The organism is Pradoshia sp. Z3_51 (genome assembly GCF_058215915.1).
In genome coordinates, this window is record NZ_JBZAJC010000005.1 from 81,302 (window position 1) to 99,116 (window position 17,815).

Genomic DNA, 17,815 nt, shown 5'->3' on the forward strand with positions numbered 1-17,815 from the left:
TTTTTGATTAACCTATTTACCATAGGCACTAAATTGAGGTCATCAAGTATACTTGAACGTGTTTGCGAAGCATTTCACTTAAACAATCAGATGGACATGAATAAACAAATGAGACCAAAAACATTTCTCCTTTACTAACCCTTCGCAATAACCTTTATAAACAGGGCCAAATAAAAATCCTGCATGGTATAGATGCAGGATTTGTTTGTTATTTGCTTTCGCCGTGATTTAGATGATAATTGTATACTGCTCCAATAAGATTGGCATCATTTTCAAACTTGCAAATAGCAATGTCTGGAACAATTTTTGCAATTTGTACCTTATCTAATATTTCCTTAAATTTACGATGTAATTGTGGAATCAAATCTGGTTTAGCCGAGACTCCCCCGCCAATAATAATTTTTTCAGGGTCATAGCTGTACTGTAAGTTATAGATTCCTTGTGCCAGGCTATAATAGAACTTTTCTGTTTCCTCTATTGCTATTTTGTCACCCTGCTCCGCCAGTTCAAATACTTCTTTTCCGCTAATTTTTCCGCTTGGCAGATTGAACCGTTTCGCATAGCGGACAGCCATTTTGACCGGGCTTGCTAATGTACTGAAGGTCTCATCATGGTTCAAGAGCATATACCCAAATTCTCCGCCAAAAAGATGTTTTCCATGATGAATCTTTCCGTCGACAATCACGGAACCGCCAATACCTGTGCCGACTACTACAAAAATAATATCCTTCAGCCCCTTAGCTGCACCCTTCCAAACTTCTGCAAGCGCTGCACAATTCGCATCATTTTCCATGGAAATGGGGCAACCGAATAGCTCTGTTAGCTCAGGGTAAATCTCAAAGTCATGAAGATAGGGAACAGCACTTGCTCCTTCCACGACTCCTCTTCTTTGATTGACAGCTCCAGGTGAACTGATTGCAACTCCCTCAATCATGAACTGATTAGCAAATTTCTGTTTAACCTGCAATAAGGATGTTTTCATTTCCTCCCATGTAGATGGAGTGATAAATGATCCTTTATCTACTATTTCTTCCTTATCCCAAACCGCATACTTTACAGCCGAACCGCCAATATCAAAAACAAGTAATGACATGATTTTCACTTCCTGCTCCCTTGGAATAATAAATAAACACCTAATTTGCAGAACAGTTCCGTTATTCTATATAAATTAGGTGCTTGATCAATCACTTACTTTAATCCATTATTTTCACTAACTTCTTTAATCCAATAACCCGATTTCTTGATGGTCTTCACCTGCGTATGGATGTTATTCGAAATAAATCCATAACGGTTACGGTACGCATTCTTCCATGACCAGCAGTCAATAGGTGTCCATAAATGATAACCATAGCAATTTGACCCTTCTTCTATTCCTTTATGGATCCATTCTAGATGCTCCTCAATGAATTCAATCCGATAATCATCCTCAATCATGCCTTCATCATTCAGGAAACGTTCCTCACGTGAAACACCCATTCCGTTTTCAGACACAAACCACTCGATATTTTTATAATTATCACGAATATTGATGGCGATATCATACAACGCCTTCGGATAGATCTCCCATCCTTTGTCCACATTCATCCTTCTGCCGGGCATATCATAATGATCATAATAACGGTCAGGCATCCAATCGGCTGTACTGTTTGGTGAGATATCCGGCGCCTTTACGCGAGACGGATGATAGAAATTAACACCAAGGGTATCAATCGTATTTGCCTTCAAAATCGCCAGTTCTTCCTCCGTTGATTCCCAAATCACTTTATCTTTTGTTAAAATCTCAACCAATTGTGCCGGGAATTCTCCATATATAGCCGCATTTAAGAACATCTCATTGCGCCATAGATCCGCAATTTTCCCTGCTTTTACGTCTTCTTCCTTATTGGATGCCGGGTAGGATGGAGTCAGGTTGAGAATGATTCCAATTTTTGCACCCTGATTATGAAGACCCAACTCCCTGAAAACCTTAATCGCTTTAGCGGAAGCCAGATTTAAGTTATACGCAACTTGGACTGCCTTTTTTCCATCAACCACCTTTGGATAATGGAATTGATATAAATACTGGCCGTCCACAATGACCATCGGCTCGTTAAAAGTAAACCAGTACTTAACGCGGTCGCCAAACAGCTCAAAGCATTTGCCCGCAAACTTAGCAAACAAGTCAACTACATGCTTTGATTCCCAGCCGCCATACTTCTTGTATAGCTCAACCGGAAGGTCAAAATGGTGGAGTGCCATAACAGGCGTGATTCCTTGCTTAATGAACTCATTAATCACATCATTATAATAGCGAACACCATCCTCGTTGACAGTCGCTGTTTCAAAATCGTCAATCAATCTTGTCCATTGAATTGAGGTCCGGACAGAATTGAGACCAATTTCCTTCATTAATTGAATATCTTTTACATAACTATTGTAGAAATTGGAGGCGGTATCAGGTCCAACCTGTTTGTAAAACTCCTCGGGTTCCAATTCGTACCAGTAATCAAATACATTTGCATGTTTTTTATTAAATCTACCTTCACTTTGGGGACCAGAGGTAGCTGCACCCCACCAAAAATTATCCGGAAACTTTTTCATGATTGCCTCTCTCCTAAACAGTTAGTTTATTGAATTCAAATAAAATAGTTTGCTATTGTAATCCTTCGTTTTCTCTCTGGACCAAAATTCATCCGCTTTTCCGGTAAAGTTTTCTCCGAAAAGAAGACCGATTTGCATTAAATCATCGCCAAACCTTTTCCCGTCTCCATTGATTTGGTACATTTTGTCCTCTGCCAATCCTTTTAGCTTTAATCGTTCATATGGACGATTTGGCTTTGATAAAACCTCATAATAGCCAACAATCGCCTCCGTTTGATCCTTTGAAACAACCATCCATGCCGTTTCATTGTTGGTAAACGGACTTAATAACCGGAAAAATGTCCCTTGCTGGATCAAAGCGCGATGCTGCTTGAAAAAGGTAATATCCTTCTTAATCTGGTCCTTTTCCTCCTCCGATAGAAGGGTAATATCCAGCTCATATCCAAATGTACCGAAGAAGGCAACATTAGCGCGCATTTCCATGCTTGTTGTCCTTCCCACCTGATGATTCGGAACAGCAGATACATGACTGCCAATACTGGATAATGGATAAACGAATGAAGTTCCATATTGAATTTTTAACCGTTCAACTGCATCTGTATCATCACTTGCCCAGCCTTGAGGTGCATAGTAGAGCATCCCTGGATCGAAACGTCCTCCACCGCCTGCACAGGATTCGAATAATATATCAGGATACTTCGCTATCAGCCTCTCGTATAAGGAGTAAACACCTAAAATGTAACGATGCCATACCTCTCCTTGCTGATCCGCCGGCAATGCTATGGAATAGGCCTCTGATATATAGCGGTTCATATCCCATTTGATGTAGTCAATTTGACAGTCTGATAGAATCGCATCCATTTGTTCGTATACATTTTCGACTACTTCAGATCGGGAAAAGTCCAGGACAAACTGATTTCGGCCGTGAGATAGTCTCTTGCCCGGAACCTGGATTAGCCAGTCTGGATGTTCTTTAAATAGCTTAGTATCCTTGCAGACCATTTCCGGTTCAAACCATAGACCAAACTTTAATCCCAAGGCGTGTATCTTTTCTGATAACCCCTTCATTCCATTAGGCAATTTAGCACTATTAACAAACCAATCCCCTAATGAAGAGCTATCATCATTACGCTGACCAAACCAGCCGTCATCAAGGACGAACAGCTCCATTCCAAGCTCAGCACCACTACGTGCAATCTCAAGAATTTTTTCTTCATTAAAATCAAAATAGGTCGCTTCCCAGTTGTTAATAAGAATCGGACGTTCTTTATCCCTCCAAACTCCCCTCGCCAATCGAGTACGATAAAGGTCGTGCAATGCCTGACTCATTTCGTTTAAACCAGAGTCAGAATAAACCAGTACGGCTTCTGGTGTTTGGAAACTTTCACCCTGCTTCAGCTTCCATGCGAATTGGAATGGATTAATGCCCATCATCGCTCTTGTTACTTTGTATGTATCCACCTCAATCTGGGCGAGAAAATTACCGCTGTAAATTAAACTGAAGCCATATGCCTCACCGGCATGCTCCGTTGTCTCGGGTCGAACCAACGCCATAAATGGGTTATGAGCATGACTGCTTGCTCCACGTGTACTGGAAATCGATTGGACGCCTGTTATAACCGGTTTCCTTTCAAGATGATTTTCGCGGGTCCAGGCACCATTTAAGTGAATCAATTCAAAATTATCATCTGAAAAATCGATGCTTAAGCTCATCGCTGTTTCAAGCTCGTAGTCTTCAGAACCATTATTCGTAAATTTAGCACTTCTGGCAATAACCGGCCGATCTTTATAAATCGTATAGAATATATATAATGTCAGCTCAGAATACGCATCTTTCAGCAGAATTTCGAGCGTCTCTGCCTCCTCAGGAGATTCCGTATATGTAGCCGGCAGACCAGCAAGGACTGGTTTCCCTTCCATGACTCGATAATCTGCATATTCAAAACGACTGATTCTGTCACCCGCTGGATAGCGAACCTGCTGGGCTGGGTAGCGAAAATCCGAGGTACCAAAACCAGGATACTCTTGTCTGATATGTTCCAGTGATGAAGTATGATCACCCTCAAACTGATTATTCGATGGACGTACTTCTCTTTCCATTAAAAAGTCGAAGTTTTCCTGATGACGAATACTTTTCCCAAAATATAAATGCTCCAGCTGATTGATTTGGTCCATCACGCGGAATAAATAACTTACTTTACTGTTTGATAGATGAAACTCAAGCTTGTTTTTATTTACTTTAATCAATTTATTCATATAATAGGAACCCCTTTACGCGGTCACCAAGCTTCGGCAAATATTCGTGACCATATTCCGGAAAGATAATCATTTCCTTTGGCGAAGTGATTTGATTGTAGACCGCAAATTGCTGGGCTGGATAACAAACATCATCCTCAAGGGCAATCGCCCATTTTACTTCCGCCTTAATTCGCGGTGCAAAGTGTTGCAAATCTATGTATTCAAGAGTGTTGAAGAATTCATCTTCACGCTCATGCATCGGATCACGGAAACGAAACCAATAATGAAGTTCCTCATAGGCAGAAGAAGTAATATTAAATTCAAAAGCTTTACGGTAATCACTTAAAAATGGATATTGCGCAACAACCTTTTTCACTCTTGGTTCCAACGCTGCACAAATCAATGATAGAGCTCCGCCCTGTGAGGCACCCTGAATATATATTTCCTCTTCATTGACCTCATCCATCGACATCAAAATTCTGGCAGCCTGTACAGTATCAAGAAATACAGAACGGAAATACAAACTTTCCGGCCCTTCTTCGACACCGCGGATGATGAGTCCCTTCATCGTTGTTCCTTTTACTTTAGAGTTGTTCTCAGAAAGCCCGCCCTGTCCGCGGCAATCCATAGCAAGGACAGAAAAGCCTTCAGCAGCCCAGCTTACTTTATCGCCAAAATCACCACTGTCTCCATGATATCCATGGAACATAAGCATTCCGGGTATTTTTCCATTTACTTGTTTCGGACAAACATATTGGCATCTCACCCTTGCTCCTTCAACACCAATAAAATACAAATTATAAAAATCAGCGACTCGGGAAGGAATTTCAACTCTCTCTAATTCATAATCCAATGGAAGCCGTTCAAGCTCTTCCAGTTGTTTATCCCAAAATTCATCAAAATTCGCAGGTTTTATTCCACTTCCAAGATAATTCTGATATTGATGGATGACTTTTTCTGCTTTCATAAGAACACCCCTTCTTTTGGTATCGCTTTCATTATAAAGAATATACAAAATTATGTAAATGTATATATTTTATGAAAATATGTAAATCCTTTTAAATTTAATTCTACTAGTAAAATAGACTTATCATTTTACATAAAATATTCACATTTTACTTGTTAGTATAGCTGAACAGAGGATTAAACAGTAATGGCGGAGAATAAGTTATCTAGTAAAATGCAACAAAATAATCTAAGGATGGGAGATAAACTTGGCTTTTAATGATACTTTTAGATTTGGTTCTCATGCCATCATATTTGGTTCGGAGGGTCATGTCCTTCTATTAAGTTAAAGCCTAAGTCATTATATATATATTCACTACTAACAGAGCATTGTTACAAATAGGATTAATATCCCTTTCTGTTGAACTCTTTATGTTGCTAAGATACAGTTTAGTGCAATTAGAATAGAGGTCTTAATAACCTTAAAATCAAAAAGAAAATATAAACCGTATAAATACAAGGATATATACTTTGAGAAAAATTAGGGAAGCAACAAAAGAGGATATGATAGAAATTTATAAGATGGGCTATGATGTTTGGGGAGATAAATTACCATTTAAAGAATATATAACTATGTGTGAAAACTCTAGTAAGTATAAAAGGGGAAATGGTACGTTCTTGAAGCAACAGGAGCAAAGCAATTATTAAGCTCCCTCGTCGTATATGAACTAAATCTTTCTGGAAAACAAGTTGTAAAAGGTATTGGTTCAATTGCTACTCCTTTTTATTTAAGAAAAAACGGATATGCTACTACTTTGGTCAATGAAACAATAAATAAATTAGAACAGGATGAAAACTCTAATAACTTTTTCCTTTATAGTGATATTGGGATAGACTTTTACAAAAAATTAGGTTTTGTTGTTCTACCAAATGATAGACAAAAATATAAAGACAGCATTTGCATGTACTATTCGAAGAAAAATGATTTCGCCACGCTATCACTTGATATTCCTGATTACTTCTAAATACCTCCTTATTGTGCTAACGGCTACAGCGGCACAAGCAGACAGCGGTATGCTATCTCTCTTTTTGATTAACAACAATATTTACGAATAGAGTCTTCTCAAAACAAAAACACCCCAAAAGTTAGTTCTTACTCTGAACTGCCCCCCAATTGTTAGACACACGTTTAACAATTGGGGGTGCAGTTCACTCTAACTTTCGGGGTGAAACATCATTCTACTGAGCTGTTTTTATTCTTCTATCTTAATTGACCATTTTCCATCGGCTTTGACTACAATCGCAAAATCACCGTTTTCCAGTTTATTGCGGGTGGAGCCGCTATAGTTTCCGATTTCATTGACAAGTAAGCCCGTTCCATTAATACGAACGATAAAATTAGAGGATCCCTGATGTGTGGATGTAAATTTATAGTTTCCGCCGCCGGCTCTTACAAAAACAACATCATCCCCTTCTCCACTGATTTCAGTTGGAAGTTCAGCTGGGGTTGGTGGAATTTGCTGACTTATAGAGAAATTCCAGTTACCAGATGCCTTAATATCTAAATAATAGTTACCAGTCGTATTAATCATGGCAAACGTCTTTCCTTTGTAGCTGCCAATCTCGTTGACTAACAATTCTACATTATTGCCTGCTTCATCCATCAATTTCACAATGAAGTTACTACCGCCAGTATAGTTTCCTTCAAAAACGGCAAATCCAGCTTGCAGATTAATCATATCTGTTGATTCATCACCTGAACCGCTTAGTTTTATTTTGGACTCTTCATAGATTTTTTCCTTTGCAGCCAACTCAGCTGCCTCAGCTTCTTTTACTAATCTGTCTGCATAGGATTTAGCTTCTTCGTTACTCGCAAATGATTCAACTGACAGCACTTTCGAATAGTCCGTTCCAACTACCACGTATCCATCTGTCGCTTTTAATACATGTCCTTCATATCCATTTCCAATTGAGTAGGTCTCTCCTGTTTCCACGTTCAATTGATCTTGCTCTATTTGCTTATAATCCTGATAATCCATCCCTTTTTGAATGGCATTTTTTACATCTGCTACGGCAGAAGGAGCAATCTCTTCCTTTTGCTCTTCTTTTGCTGTTTCTTGCTTTTCATCCGTTACGGTTGCCTCTGTTTCCACTGGAGCTTCTTCCAGCTCATCTGAACTGTTCATTGCACCAACCATAAACACGACAAACATGATTGCAGCCATTTTAAGATGTTTCTTTGCCTTACCTGTTTTTCGTAAGCCGGAAATCACTGACAAAATCAAATAAACTATAAATGCTAAAAAACCAGCCATACCGATAAACATAAACACTGTACATATCTCCAATCTATGATGTTATTTATAGGTTAATCCTGCCAAGGTATATGGCAATATACCTGTCACCTCTATTGTTTTACTAACGCTTCCTTTACCACTTGGATTTTTAGAGGCCTAAATACCTTTTCGCTTCTATTCCATGCCAAGAATCCATGTTACGGTCGAGCGTTAAAACTAAAGAATAGATAAAAAAATTGTTATATCACTTTATATAGTCCAAGTTACCCGCCCTTCTAATTGATTTATCAGTATAAAATACCTAAAATTTGCTCATATGTATTATGATGGTTTTTTCAAGTATCTGTAAATAGTAAATTATTGGTTTGACATTGTTCTACAGGGGAATTGTGTAATAAAACGATGCATAAGGAGGAATAGAAATGCTAACATTTTTACCAAGTAAGGATCCTTCTACTATCGCAGTAGAAATGTACGGGAAATCGACTGAAGAAGATGCACGTAAATTAGATAACTTTGTAAAAGAAAATTTATTGGATGGTAAGGAATTTAATTTACTAGCTGTCATTGAAAACGTTGATGGAGCCAGCCTTAAAGGTCTGGCAGAAGGAATCAAATTCGATACAAAACGAATGAATCAATTTAACAAGATTGCAATTGTAGCAGATCAGAATTGGTCCAATATGATTGCAACGCTCAGTAATTTGGTACCGGGCATTGAAGCTAAGCATTTTGACTCCGATCAGCTGGATGATGCTTGGAATTGGATACTCGGATATAGACAACTCAGTGACGATCCGACAAATGTCATTCTTTAAAATAGCCAGTAATTAACTCCCTACAGTTTTTTAGGGAGTTATTTTGGTTGTGTTATTAATCTATTAGCTAGCCATACTTCGATTCAGTTATAAATTAACGATCCTTAAAAGAGAGTAATCTTCTACTATATTACTTTCTTTTTTCTAATGAAAGCAGTGCCTTCTTAACATTCGTCAAAAATGGATAAATTATGTAAATATAATGATATTTAATCCTAAATAATGGACAAACGGAACATTTATTTGGTAATTTATAAGTGTAGGATAATATGCCTAATACTAAATATTAGGCGCTGAGGGGGAATGCCATCATGGCACGTATGGAAGGTAAAGTTGCTATTATTACTGGAGCGGCTCAAGGTATGGGCGCGGCACATGCTCGTAGATTAGTAGAAGAAGGCGCTAAAGTAGTTTTAACAGACCTTAATGTAGAAAAAGGTCAAGCTACAGCTGCTGAACTTGGGGAAAACGCTTTATTTGTAAAACAAAATGTTACTAGTGCTGAAGATTGGGCAAAGGTTGTAGAAGAAGCGGAAAAAGCATTTGGAAAAGTCGATGTCTTAGTCAATAACGCTGGTATTACAATGGCAAAATCTATTTTAGACATGACTGAGGAAGATTATCGCCGTATCGTGGATATTAACCAACTTTCTGTATTCTTAGGAATGAAAGCAGTTATTCCAGCCATGCAAAAAGCTGGCGGTGGATCGATTGTTAATATCTCGTCTATGAACGGAATCGTTGCTGGTGCTATCGGTTATACAGATACTAAATTTGCAGTACGCGGTATGACAAAAGCAGCTGCAATCGAATGTGCAAATTACGGTATTCGTGTAAACTCTATTCACCCAGGTGTCATTGCTACACCAATGGTTGTACAAGAAGATACAAAAGCAGCCGTAGAAGCATTTGCTAAACACATTCCTCTTAAACGTGTGGCTCAATCTGAAGAAGTTTCTAACTTAGTGCTTTACTTGGCATCTGATGAGTCCAGCTACTCAACTGGCAGTGAATTCATCATTGATGGTGGTTTAACAGCACAATAAAACTTAAAGGCATTAATTTAATACTTATAACCAAAAAGCCAAAACCTTTTAAATCAAGGTCTTGGCTTTTTGCTATTATATATACTAAAAAGCAACAGGAAGTGAATCGATTCCTTTTGAGGAAAGGGCAAATTGCCATTGAATTTCCTCCTGAGGTACATTCAGTCTTAAGTCAGGAAAACGTTTTAATAGGGTAGTAAATGCAATATCTCCCTCTACTCTTGCAAGCGGAGCTCCTAAGCAGGTGTGGACACCATGTCCAAATGCTAGGTGATGATCTATTTTCCGCTTCACGTCTAACCCTTCTGAATCAGTAAATACTTCCTCATCTCGATTCGCGGCTTTTACCGTCACAAGAACCATATCTCCTTTTTTAATATTTTTGCCGCCTATCTCTACATCCTCTTTTGCAAAGCGTGGACCCACACTTGTAGATGGACCGTTGAAACGTAATAATTCCTCTACAGCTGATGGAACTAAACTTAGATCGCTTTTTAATGCTTCAAGTTGTTCAGGATGTTCAAACAACAACATCGATCCCGTTGCGATTAAGTTTGAGGTGGTTTCATGCCCAGCAAAAATTAATAAAGTAATCATTGAGATTAATTCTGATTCTTCAAGACGTTCTCCTTCTGCTTCAATCGCAATAAGCTGACTAATTAAATCATCAGAAGGATTGGCTCTCTTTTCTGCAACCAGGTTTTGGGTGTATTCTCCAAATTCCTGTAAATGGGCTGCTACAGTAGGGTCTTGTCTCCCCCAGCCCATCCCCTTCGCAATCGCGGAGGACCATATATTGAGTTTTTCACGATCTGCGTATGGCACTCCCAACATTTCAGAAATCACATTAATTGGTAATGGGTAAGCATAGTCTTTTACAAGATCCATTTCACCCTTAGATTGAACTTTATCAAGTAATTCATCTGCAATTTCTTGAATACGCGGTCGCAAGCCTTCCATATATCTTGGTGTAAATGCTTTTGAGACCAACATCCGTAATCTCCTATGGTCCATACCATCAACAAAAAGCATTGATTTGCCGGTAAAAAATGTGTCAGGTGCTGATGTATCTACCTCGCTATAAATTTTATCTCTAAAACCCTTTTCTCCATCAATAGAGGAAGGATCTACAGTAAATTGTTTGTGATTTTTAAGGATTTGGACTGCCTCATCCATATGTACAACCATCCAAGCTTGACGATCTGCCTCTCCCAAAGGGTTGGGAATAGAAACGATAGGCCCAAGCTCGCGCATTTTTGCAAATACAGAAAATGGATCTTCATTACTCTTTCCACTTAATACACCCAGAACCTGGTTGGAAACCATTTCTTCTGTCTTATTCATCAATCTACCTTCCTTCCATCTTTTCTTTTAGCCTTACATATTCTTAATGATTGTAAGCTCTGATACAATACTCTATTTTTAGTACTCTAATTTGTGTACTATTTCTTAGGATACTATTACCCTGCTATAGAGTAAATGCGAGTAAAGTACTTTTTTAATATAGGTAGAATGAATGTGTAGCTTCAAAGAATCCCTTTCTGTCATATGCAAATATATCCCTTTTATAATAAATACTTTTTGCTCATCTAGACACAATGTCATGGGTGAAAAAACTTTTATTTACAAAAAAAGACCTGCACAAAAGCCATAATAGGCATTTATACAAGTCATGATAAGGAAATTATTTAAGCAAGATCCCATTTCATCAAATCAAATCGTCCTTCTCTACTAAAAAGAATTTCTTTTTCTTTTAGCTTAGGGAAATAACGGGCTGTGAATGTTTCTTCTCCTTCATTAATAAATATTTCTAATGAAGAGGTATCTATAAATATTTGCATCGTCTTTAGGCTATCCAGTTTACACGTTCTTGACTCTATCTTCATTGCTTTCTATAACCCACTTTCTTTTTTTCAAGCATACGTTACTAACAAGCTAATAAAAATGAGCTATAGAAGTATTTTAAGTTAAGTCTCAAGCCCTAGAAAACTCTACTGCCTATTATAGATAACCATCAAGATAGCTTCTCCCGTCTAAAAGTTTAATTTATCTGATTAGCCTGCTCTTCAGCCGAATATGTCTTTTTACAATACCATAAAAAGTAAATTATTCTTGTCATACTTTTTACGAAAGGTTGAGATTAATGGGATTTCACTACCTTTAGACATATTTATCTATATAAGAAGTACTTCTTTCTTTCTATTCAGAGCGACAATCTATGCGAAAAAAAAGCCTTTTAAAAAAGACCTGTCCTAAAGTCGTTTTTGCAGACTTCCTGAGCAGGTCTATTTTAGTGATTTCATATATTTTATCTATAAAATTATTTCGCTTTCTCCACGCAATAGCCATAAAAGCGATCACAGAGGTCTATGATTTTATCTTGACTGACCAGGGCATTCACCCATTTTTCCGGAATATTTTTCATCCCGTAATACATACCAGCTATAGTTCCCGTTATAAAAGCAATCGTATCAGTATCATTGCCCAGATTGACCGCTTCAAGAACGGCATCTTCATAGGTTTGAGATTTAAAGAAACACCACAAAGCAGCTTCAAGTGAGTGAACAACATATCCATCCGAGCGAATATCATCGCGGTCTGCTTCAAGCAAGCTTAGACTAAAGATTCTTTCATATGAAGCAAATTCTTGTTGATACTCATTCTCTGATCCAAGCTGTTCCCAGCATGTATTGAGTGCAATTTCCAAGGATTCTAAAGGTGAATGTTGATCGTACATATTCAGCAAAAATTCCACATAAATAATTGTACCAAGGGTAGATCTTGGATGGCCGTGCGTGACATGCGCAATTCTCTCTATTTCCTTTTTCCTCGTCTGAGCATCTGGCTCTTTCGATAATGTAAATACAAGTGGCACTATACGCATAAGTGCGCCATTGCCATTATCATATTCCGTTTTCCCACCACACTGAACAGCCGGTACACCTTGCTTATAACGGCTAATAGCATTTGCGGTTGCAATGCCGATATCGAACATTTCATCATATGGGGTCCAGTAGCCTTTATCCTGGTAGGAAACAAAGCGGTTCATCAAATCATTTTCATCTTTTCCTGCAATTAAATTTTCAATCAGGCACATCGTTAGTGATGTATCATCAGACCATGTTCCAGGAGGCATATTATAGGTCCCATAACCGATCATATCTGTAATGCCGGCATTTCTGGCTTTAAATTCTACCGGTACACCAAGAGCATCCCCAATAATCCCGCCTATAATGGTTGAATATATCTTTTCCTTCATTGTATCTGCTGGAACTCCATCTACTTTTCTTGTCATATGGAATCCTCCCTTATACTGTCTTTTATCTCATTTTACCAAACTAACCTTTCTTCTATAACGGGATTTCCCAAAAACTTAATTCCATTTCCTTCAATTTGTTAAAATAGAATGAATATGTTAATATATCAGAATACTTAATTTTTGGATATCCCTCCAAACTACCATAAAGGAGGACTGATAAAATGAAACAAAGTTTATACCTAGCAGGTGCATTTGTAGGAGTCATTGTTGGAGCGGGATTTGGCTCTGGCCAAGAAATCATGCAGTTTTTTACGAATTTTGGCTTTTACAGTATACCTGCTATTTTGCTGGCAACTGTCTTATTTTCCTTTATTGCCATGCAGCTCTCTCAACTGAGCAGCCATATGCAAGCCACCTCACATAAAGAAATCATCGAGGTTCTTTGCGGACGTTTTCTTGGTCAAGCACTGGATATAATTTTATCGTTCTTTTTATTTGGCGTTGGTGTAATTATGATAGCAGGCGCAGGATCAATTGTTGAGGAACAGTTTGGGATTTCTGCCATCTGGGGTTCACTATTTATGACAGTTATCACCATCCTGACCATGCTATTGAAGGTAGAGAAAATCATCTCTATCATTAGCTCAATCACACCATTTTTATTAGTTATTATGATTTTTATATCAGGATACGCGCTAATTAAAAATGGAATCACTCCTATAGACATAGAGCGTAATGTTGATTTAGACAAAGCAGCGGCTTCAAATTGGTTCATGTCCGCATTACTTTATGTATCCTTTAATGTTGCTGTCGGTTTCTCTATGCTATCTGTTATTAGCGGAACGTTTAAAAATAAAAAACAAGCAGCTATTGGCGGAATTATGGGCGGTATCCTGCTCGGTGTACTCATGCTGCTGATTAATATAGGTATGATGACTGATATGGCTAATATGCAAATTGTAGAAATGCCTACTTTATTTTTAGCTAATAGTATCTCACCTTTAATCGGGAACCTGCTATCTATTATTCTATTGGCTATGATTTACAATACATGCGTGGGAATGTTTTATGCATTCACAGTGCGAATCATTCCTCAAGGACGCTTCTTTCATCCTTCAGTTGTGATATTCGGAGCAATTGGTTTTGGTCTTAGCTTTGCTGGTTTTACTACATTGGTAAACACCGTGTATCCAATCATGGGCTATGTGGGATTTATTTTACTGGCAGCAATTGGCTGGTCCTGGATTAAATCTAAGCACCATGCTCCTGAAATCAATCGCATAAACCCCGTAGCTGAAAAAGAAAAGAAAATAGTCTAGAACTTCAAAGGATTCTATCCCCGTACTATTTATGGCACGGGGCTTTTTTAATGTAATAAATGAAAATACTGCTACAATCTTTCCAGTTTTATCGCTTTAAAGATAGGGGGAGAGGATTCCATTGTTTGGCTCATCCATACTTTCACCCTTTGTCCGGTTTTTAGTTCACCTCTATAATCACTTTGATGGATGGATAGACGCCCGACATTTTTATATTTGGCTTGCAGCTCCTCAATCGGCAAATCCACGTCCTCATTCTCAAAATTTGAATCGAGCACAATGAATACAGCATCGGCTTCGCTAATGATAATTGTTCCTTCGATTCCAGGTGAGTCGATTTGTCGTTCAAGTTCATACAGATAAAGAACGATGAGAAGCAATAAGGATAACCCGATATATAGGGAAACTTTCGTCGTAATCTTCAAGATTCCACCTCCCTTACCCACCTTTATCAATACCTTCATTCTGTTATTCCTAAAATTCCCCTCTGCACTTTTTTAATTACGTATATAATTTAATAAAGGGGGAGCTGTAATGAATTGTTTAGGCTGTAATTTAGCACATAAAAAAGAAAATGTTTATGTAGTTTTTGAAGATGATTATGTTTGTTGTATTTTAGATATTGATCCTTATAACGAAGGACACGTTTTGATTTTACCTAAAAAACATGTTCGATACTTTAATGAATTTGACGATAATACGGCAAGCTCCGTAATGATGGCAGCAAAGAGGCTATCAAAAGTGATAAAAATTTTGTTTAATCCGGATGGCATTACAGTCTGTCAGAACGGTGGAGCATTTGATGAATTAACACATTTTCATATGCATGTAGTTCCGCGGTATGAAGGACAAAATTTTGCAGATTTCTATTCTGAAGATGGAGAAACACTTGGAGAAAAGGAATACGACTTGGAAGAGACGAAAAGAAAGATCACCGAAATGCTAAAGGTTTTGGATTAATTTCCACTACCTTTTTTTATTCATTCCATTATACTACACCCGTTTATTTCTTTTTTATTGCTTTGTATACCAGACTAAACTTATTAAATTTAGTAAACTAGCATCACTCCTGCTATCCCCTTCATCTGTGCCCTCCCATTCATTAGTAATTTTGTTCCCTTTTGCATTTCTTCTACGCTCTATTTCGCGCGATACCCTTTCAAGTTTATTCCCAAATGACATATACATTTTTTTCAAATATAATGGTAGGCGAGGTGAAAATATGATAACCACAAATAGCTTTAAAAGACTTGTATCAATTCTAGCAATTGCAATGCTAGCTTTGGTTACTGCTGCATGCAGTAATAACAAAGGGGAAGAAAGCAAAAAAGAGGAAAAAACCGGCTGGGAAGCCATTAAAGAATCCGGCAAATTAAAAGTTGCAACTTCCGGAACCTTATATCCCGCTTCCTATCATGATTCTGAAACAAATGAATTAACCGGATACGATGTGGAAGTAACACGTGAAGTAGCTAAACGATTAAACCTAGAAGCTGAATTTACTGAAATGGCCTTTGATGGAATGCTAGCCTCCATCAACAATGGACAAACTGACATCGCTGTCAATGATATTACAGCTACTGAGGAAAGAAGAGAAAAATTTTCTTTTTCTGAACCCTATAAATATTCCTTCGGCGCTGCCATCGTTAGAAAATCAGATTTATCCGGCATTAAAGATCTTGATAGTTTAAAAGGGAAAAAAGCAGCTGGAGAAGCAACAACTACATATATGGAAGTGGCACGTGAACATGGAGCTGAAGAAGTCATCTATGACAATGCAACAAATGATCAATATTTGCGAGATGTTTCTACTGGCAGAACTGACATTATTCTAAATGATTATTATACTCAGCGTTTAGCTGTAGCTGCATTTCCAGAATTCGATATTACCGTACATCCTAATATAAAATACAACCCAAGCAATCAAGCCATATTGATGAAAAAGGATAACAGTGACTTGTTGAACGAAATAAACAAGGTATTGGAAGAAATGAAAACGGATGGAACAATGGCGGAGCTCTCTAAAAAATTCTATGACAGCGCAGACGTTACAAAAGAAGTTCAGTTGGACTCAGTTAAATAAGTGATTGAAAGGGAATTTATATGGCAGATATCCAATGGCAATATATATTTAACCCAGAATTAGCAATCGATTCATTGCCATATGTTCTTGAAGGCTTATCGAATACCCTCTTGATTTCATTTATCAGTATGGCTTTGGGATTGATCATTGGTTTCTTTTTGGCTCTTGGACGGAGTTCTAAAAGTAAATGGCTGCGGTGGCCAGCCAGCATGTACATCTCTTTTATGCGCGGTGTACCCATTCTTGTGATTATTTTTATTCTTTATTTTGGCTTTCCGATTATCGGAATTGAATTTACTGCCATGCAAGCGGCTATTATTGGATTCAGTTTTAACAGTGCAGCTTATATTGCTGAAATCAACCGTTCTGCGCTTGGTTCTGTCGATAAAGGACAATGGGAATCCTCACAATCATTGGGTTTATCCTATTGGCAAACCATGGGAGGGATTATCCTTCCGCAGGCTGTCCGAATTGCGCTACCACCTCTCTCTAATGTGTTGCTGGATTTAATCAAAGCTTCTTCATTGGCAGCGATGATAACGGTCCCTGAAATATTTCAGCATGCCAAAATCGTCGGAGGACGGGAATTTGATTATATGACTATGTACATACTTGTAGCGATGATCTATTGGTGCATATGTGCGGCTGTTTCTCTTCTGCAGCGCTGTTTAGAAAAAAGAGCTGAGGTGTATTTGCAGAAATAGAATGGCTGCTAAAGCCACTCCTCACTCAATTTCTATTGTTCGGAGACATTTATATGAAATTCCGTAGGGCACAGTTTATTGGATAAAAAGGATAGAGAATCTATCATTTTTTCATATTGATAGAAAATAAGCAGGGAACATACCCTGCTATCAAGTCGTTATTCGTTAAATTGACAGAAGTTAAGAATATGACCATCCGGATCTTTAAAATCGAAGGTTCGTATATCCGGGTAATCAGCTATTTCGTCGGCATCTACTTCATTTTCTATATAGAACTTATATACTTCATCTATGTTAGTTGTAAAGAAATTAAATGGGTAGTGTTTTGCAGGTTTTACGTCTGTTGATTGAACAAGGGTTAACGAGGTTTCTCCTATTGTGAAGGCAGCATACCCATTTCGATTCCATCTCATATTTAATCTTAATTTTTCTGAATACCATTTAATCGAGTAGTCTAAATCACTTACCTCTAAAAATACGGTATCAATTCTCTTTACTAGTCCTTCCATTCTTCTACTCCTTCTAA

The 17,815-nt window shown here is 37.9% G+C and carries 17 protein-coding genes; 7 read left to right on the forward strand and 10 right to left on the reverse strand.

The window, feature by feature from the left end; translation table 11 throughout:
- Positions 1–208 precede the first annotated feature (208 nt).
- The 4 genes from AC4BHA_RS11860 to AC4BHA_RS11875 form a co-directional block, all read right to left on the reverse strand.
- Positions 209–1,093, reverse strand: a complete 885-nt coding sequence (locus tag AC4BHA_RS11860; RefSeq protein WP_066104569.1) for an ROK family protein — start codon at positions 1,091–1,093, stop codon at positions 209–211.
- A gap of 95 nt (positions 1,094–1,188) precedes the next feature.
- Positions 1,189–2,580 carry a glycoside hydrolase family 1 protein gene (locus tag AC4BHA_RS11865; protein WP_066104572.1) on the reverse strand — a complete coding sequence of 464 codons (1,392 nt, stop codon included), beginning with the start codon at positions 2,578–2,580 and terminating at the stop codon, positions 1,189–1,191.
- Between the two features lie 21 nt (positions 2,581–2,601).
- Complete coding sequence (locus AC4BHA_RS11870; protein WP_139892409.1) at positions 2,602–4,836, reverse strand: alpha-galactosidase; 2,235 nt, start codon at positions 4,834–4,836, stop codon at positions 2,602–2,604.
- On the reverse strand, positions 4,829–5,785 hold the full coding sequence (locus AC4BHA_RS11875; protein ID WP_066104581.1) for an acetylxylan esterase: 957 nt from the start codon (positions 5,783–5,785) through the stop codon (positions 4,829–4,831). The genes AC4BHA_RS11870 and AC4BHA_RS11875 overlap by 8 nt, the downstream gene beginning before the upstream one ends.
- 509 nt (positions 5,786–6,294) lie before the next feature.
- Between AC4BHA_RS11875 and AC4BHA_RS11880 the strand changes: the two genes are divergently transcribed.
- Positions 6,295–6,471 carry a hypothetical protein gene (locus AC4BHA_RS11880; RefSeq protein ID WP_180349997.1) on the forward strand — a complete coding sequence of 59 codons (177 nt, stop codon included), beginning with the start codon at positions 6,295–6,297 and terminating at the stop codon, positions 6,469–6,471.
- Between the two features lie 545 nt (positions 6,472–7,016).
- Here AC4BHA_RS11880 and AC4BHA_RS11885 read toward each other — a convergent pair.
- On the reverse strand, positions 7,017–8,096 hold the full coding sequence (locus AC4BHA_RS11885; protein ID WP_490558712.1) for a hypothetical protein: 1,080 nt from the start codon (positions 8,094–8,096) through the stop codon (positions 7,017–7,019).
- 386 nt (positions 8,097–8,482) lie between these two features.
- Here AC4BHA_RS11885 and AC4BHA_RS11890 point away from each other — a divergent pair, with 386 nt between their 5' ends.
- Together AC4BHA_RS11890 and AC4BHA_RS11895 are read left to right on the forward strand one after the other, a co-directional pair.
- Positions 8,483–8,878, forward strand: a complete 396-nt coding sequence (locus AC4BHA_RS11890) for a SpoIIAA family protein (RefSeq protein WP_490558713.1) — start codon at positions 8,483–8,485, stop codon at positions 8,876–8,878.
- A 311-nt stretch (positions 8,879–9,189) separates the two neighbouring features.
- Entirely contained in the window at positions 9,190–9,924 is a 735-nt protein-coding gene (locus AC4BHA_RS11895; protein WP_066104599.1) for a glucose 1-dehydrogenase, read from the forward strand.
- Between the two features lie 84 nt (positions 9,925–10,008).
- Here AC4BHA_RS11895 and AC4BHA_RS11900 read toward each other — a convergent pair whose 3' ends face one another.
- The 3 genes from AC4BHA_RS11900 to AC4BHA_RS11910 all read right to left on the reverse strand — a co-directional run bounded on the left by AC4BHA_RS11900 (position 10,009) and on the right by AC4BHA_RS11910 (position 13,219).
- Complete coding sequence (locus AC4BHA_RS11900) at positions 10,009–11,268, reverse strand: cytochrome P450 family protein (RefSeq protein WP_066104602.1); 1,260 nt, start codon at positions 11,266–11,268, stop codon at positions 10,009–10,011.
- 344 nt (positions 11,269–11,612) lie between these two features.
- The gene (locus tag AC4BHA_RS11905) at positions 11,613–11,810 is read right to left on the reverse strand and encodes a GH32 C-terminal domain-containing protein (RefSeq protein ID WP_139892411.1); all 198 of its coding nucleotides are present in this window, start codon (positions 11,808–11,810) and stop codon (positions 11,613–11,615) included.
- A gap of 434 nt (positions 11,811–12,244) precedes the next feature.
- Positions 12,245–13,219, reverse strand: a complete 975-nt coding sequence (locus AC4BHA_RS11910; RefSeq protein ID WP_490558714.1) for an ADP-ribosylglycohydrolase family protein — start codon at positions 13,217–13,219, stop codon at positions 12,245–12,247.
- A gap of 185 nt (positions 13,220–13,404) precedes the next feature.
- Between AC4BHA_RS11910 and AC4BHA_RS11915 the strand changes: the two genes are divergently transcribed.
- Positions 13,405–14,502 carry a YkvI family membrane protein gene (locus AC4BHA_RS11915; RefSeq protein ID WP_066104608.1) on the forward strand — a complete coding sequence of 366 codons (1,098 nt, stop codon included), beginning with the start codon at positions 13,405–13,407 and terminating at the stop codon, positions 14,500–14,502.
- 71 nt (positions 14,503–14,573) lie between these two features.
- Here AC4BHA_RS11915 and AC4BHA_RS11920 read toward each other — a convergent pair whose 3' ends face one another.
- Positions 14,574–14,927, reverse strand: coding sequence for a DUF3221 domain-containing protein (locus tag AC4BHA_RS11920; protein WP_175354268.1), 354 nt, complete (start codon positions 14,925–14,927; stop codon positions 14,574–14,576).
- Positions 14,928–15,036: 109 nt separating this feature from the next.
- On the opposite strand from AC4BHA_RS11920, the gene AC4BHA_RS11925 reads away from it, so the two are divergent.
- The 3 genes from AC4BHA_RS11925 to AC4BHA_RS11935 all read left to right on the forward strand — a co-directional run bounded on the left by AC4BHA_RS11925 (position 15,037) and on the right by AC4BHA_RS11935 (position 17,289).
- Entirely contained in the window at positions 15,037–15,462 is a 426-nt protein-coding gene (locus AC4BHA_RS11925) for an HIT family protein (protein ID WP_066104612.1), read from the forward strand.
- Between the two features lie 262 nt (positions 15,463–15,724).
- Positions 15,725–16,585: a transporter substrate-binding domain-containing protein gene (locus AC4BHA_RS11930; protein WP_066104615.1), complete on the forward strand. Its 861-nt coding sequence runs from the start codon at positions 15,725–15,727 to the stop codon at positions 16,583–16,585.
- 20 nt (positions 16,586–16,605) lie between these two features.
- Complete coding sequence (locus tag AC4BHA_RS11935) at positions 16,606–17,289, forward strand: amino acid ABC transporter permease (RefSeq protein ID WP_490558715.1); 684 nt, start codon at positions 16,606–16,608, stop codon at positions 17,287–17,289.
- A gap of 158 nt (positions 17,290–17,447) precedes the next feature.
- Here AC4BHA_RS11935 and AC4BHA_RS11940 read toward each other — a convergent pair whose 3' ends face one another.
- Positions 17,448–17,798, reverse strand: coding sequence for a VOC family protein (locus AC4BHA_RS11940; RefSeq protein WP_490558716.1), 351 nt, complete (start codon positions 17,796–17,798; stop codon positions 17,448–17,450).
- Positions 17,799–17,815: the final 17 nt, after the last annotated feature.

Excerpts from the sequence above, each read along its gene's own strand:
- AC4BHA_RS11940 (WP_490558716.1), bottom strand. The coding sequence starts at position 17,798 with ATGGAAGGACTAGTAAAGAGAATTGATACCGTATTTTTAGAGGTAAGT.
- AC4BHA_RS11935 (WP_490558715.1), top strand. The coding sequence starts at position 16,606 with ATGGCAGATATCCAATGGCAATATATATTTAACCCAGAATTAGCAATC.
- AC4BHA_RS11875 (WP_066104581.1), bottom strand. The coding sequence starts at position 5,785 with ATGAAAGCAGAAAAAGTCATCCATCAATATCAGAATTATCTTGGAAGT.
- AC4BHA_RS11930 (WP_066104615.1), top strand. The coding sequence starts at position 15,725 with ATGATAACCACAAATAGCTTTAAAAGACTTGTATCAATTCTAGCAATT.
- AC4BHA_RS11900 (WP_066104602.1), bottom strand. The coding sequence starts at position 11,268 with ATGAATAAGACAGAAGAAATGGTTTCCAACCAGGTTCTGGGTGTATTA.
- AC4BHA_RS11905 (WP_139892411.1), bottom strand. The coding sequence starts at position 11,810 with ATGAAGATAGAGTCAAGAACGTGTAAACTGGATAGCCTAAAGACGATG.
- AC4BHA_RS11910 (WP_490558714.1), bottom strand. The coding sequence starts at position 13,219 with ATGACAAGAAAAGTAGATGGAGTTCCAGCAGATACAATGAAGGAAAAG.
- AC4BHA_RS11865 (WP_066104572.1), bottom strand. The coding sequence starts at position 2,580 with ATGAAAAAGTTTCCGGATAATTTTTGGTGGGGTGCAGCTACCTCTGGT.
- AC4BHA_RS11915 (WP_066104608.1), top strand. The coding sequence starts at position 13,405 with ATGAAACAAAGTTTATACCTAGCAGGTGCATTTGTAGGAGTCATTGTT.
- AC4BHA_RS11895 (WP_066104599.1), top strand. The coding sequence starts at position 9,190 with ATGGCACGTATGGAAGGTAAAGTTGCTATTATTACTGGAGCGGCTCAA.
- AC4BHA_RS11870 (WP_139892409.1), bottom strand. The coding sequence starts at position 4,836 with ATGAATAAATTGATTAAAGTAAATAAAAACAAGCTTGAGTTTCATCTA.
- AC4BHA_RS11925 (WP_066104612.1), top strand. The coding sequence starts at position 15,037 with ATGAATTGTTTAGGCTGTAATTTAGCACATAAAAAAGAAAATGTTTAT.
- AC4BHA_RS11890 (WP_490558713.1), top strand. The coding sequence starts at position 8,483 with ATGCTAACATTTTTACCAAGTAAGGATCCTTCTACTATCGCAGTAGAA.
- AC4BHA_RS11860 (WP_066104569.1), bottom strand. The coding sequence starts at position 1,093 with ATGTCATTACTTGTTTTTGATATTGGCGGTTCGGCTGTAAAGTATGCG.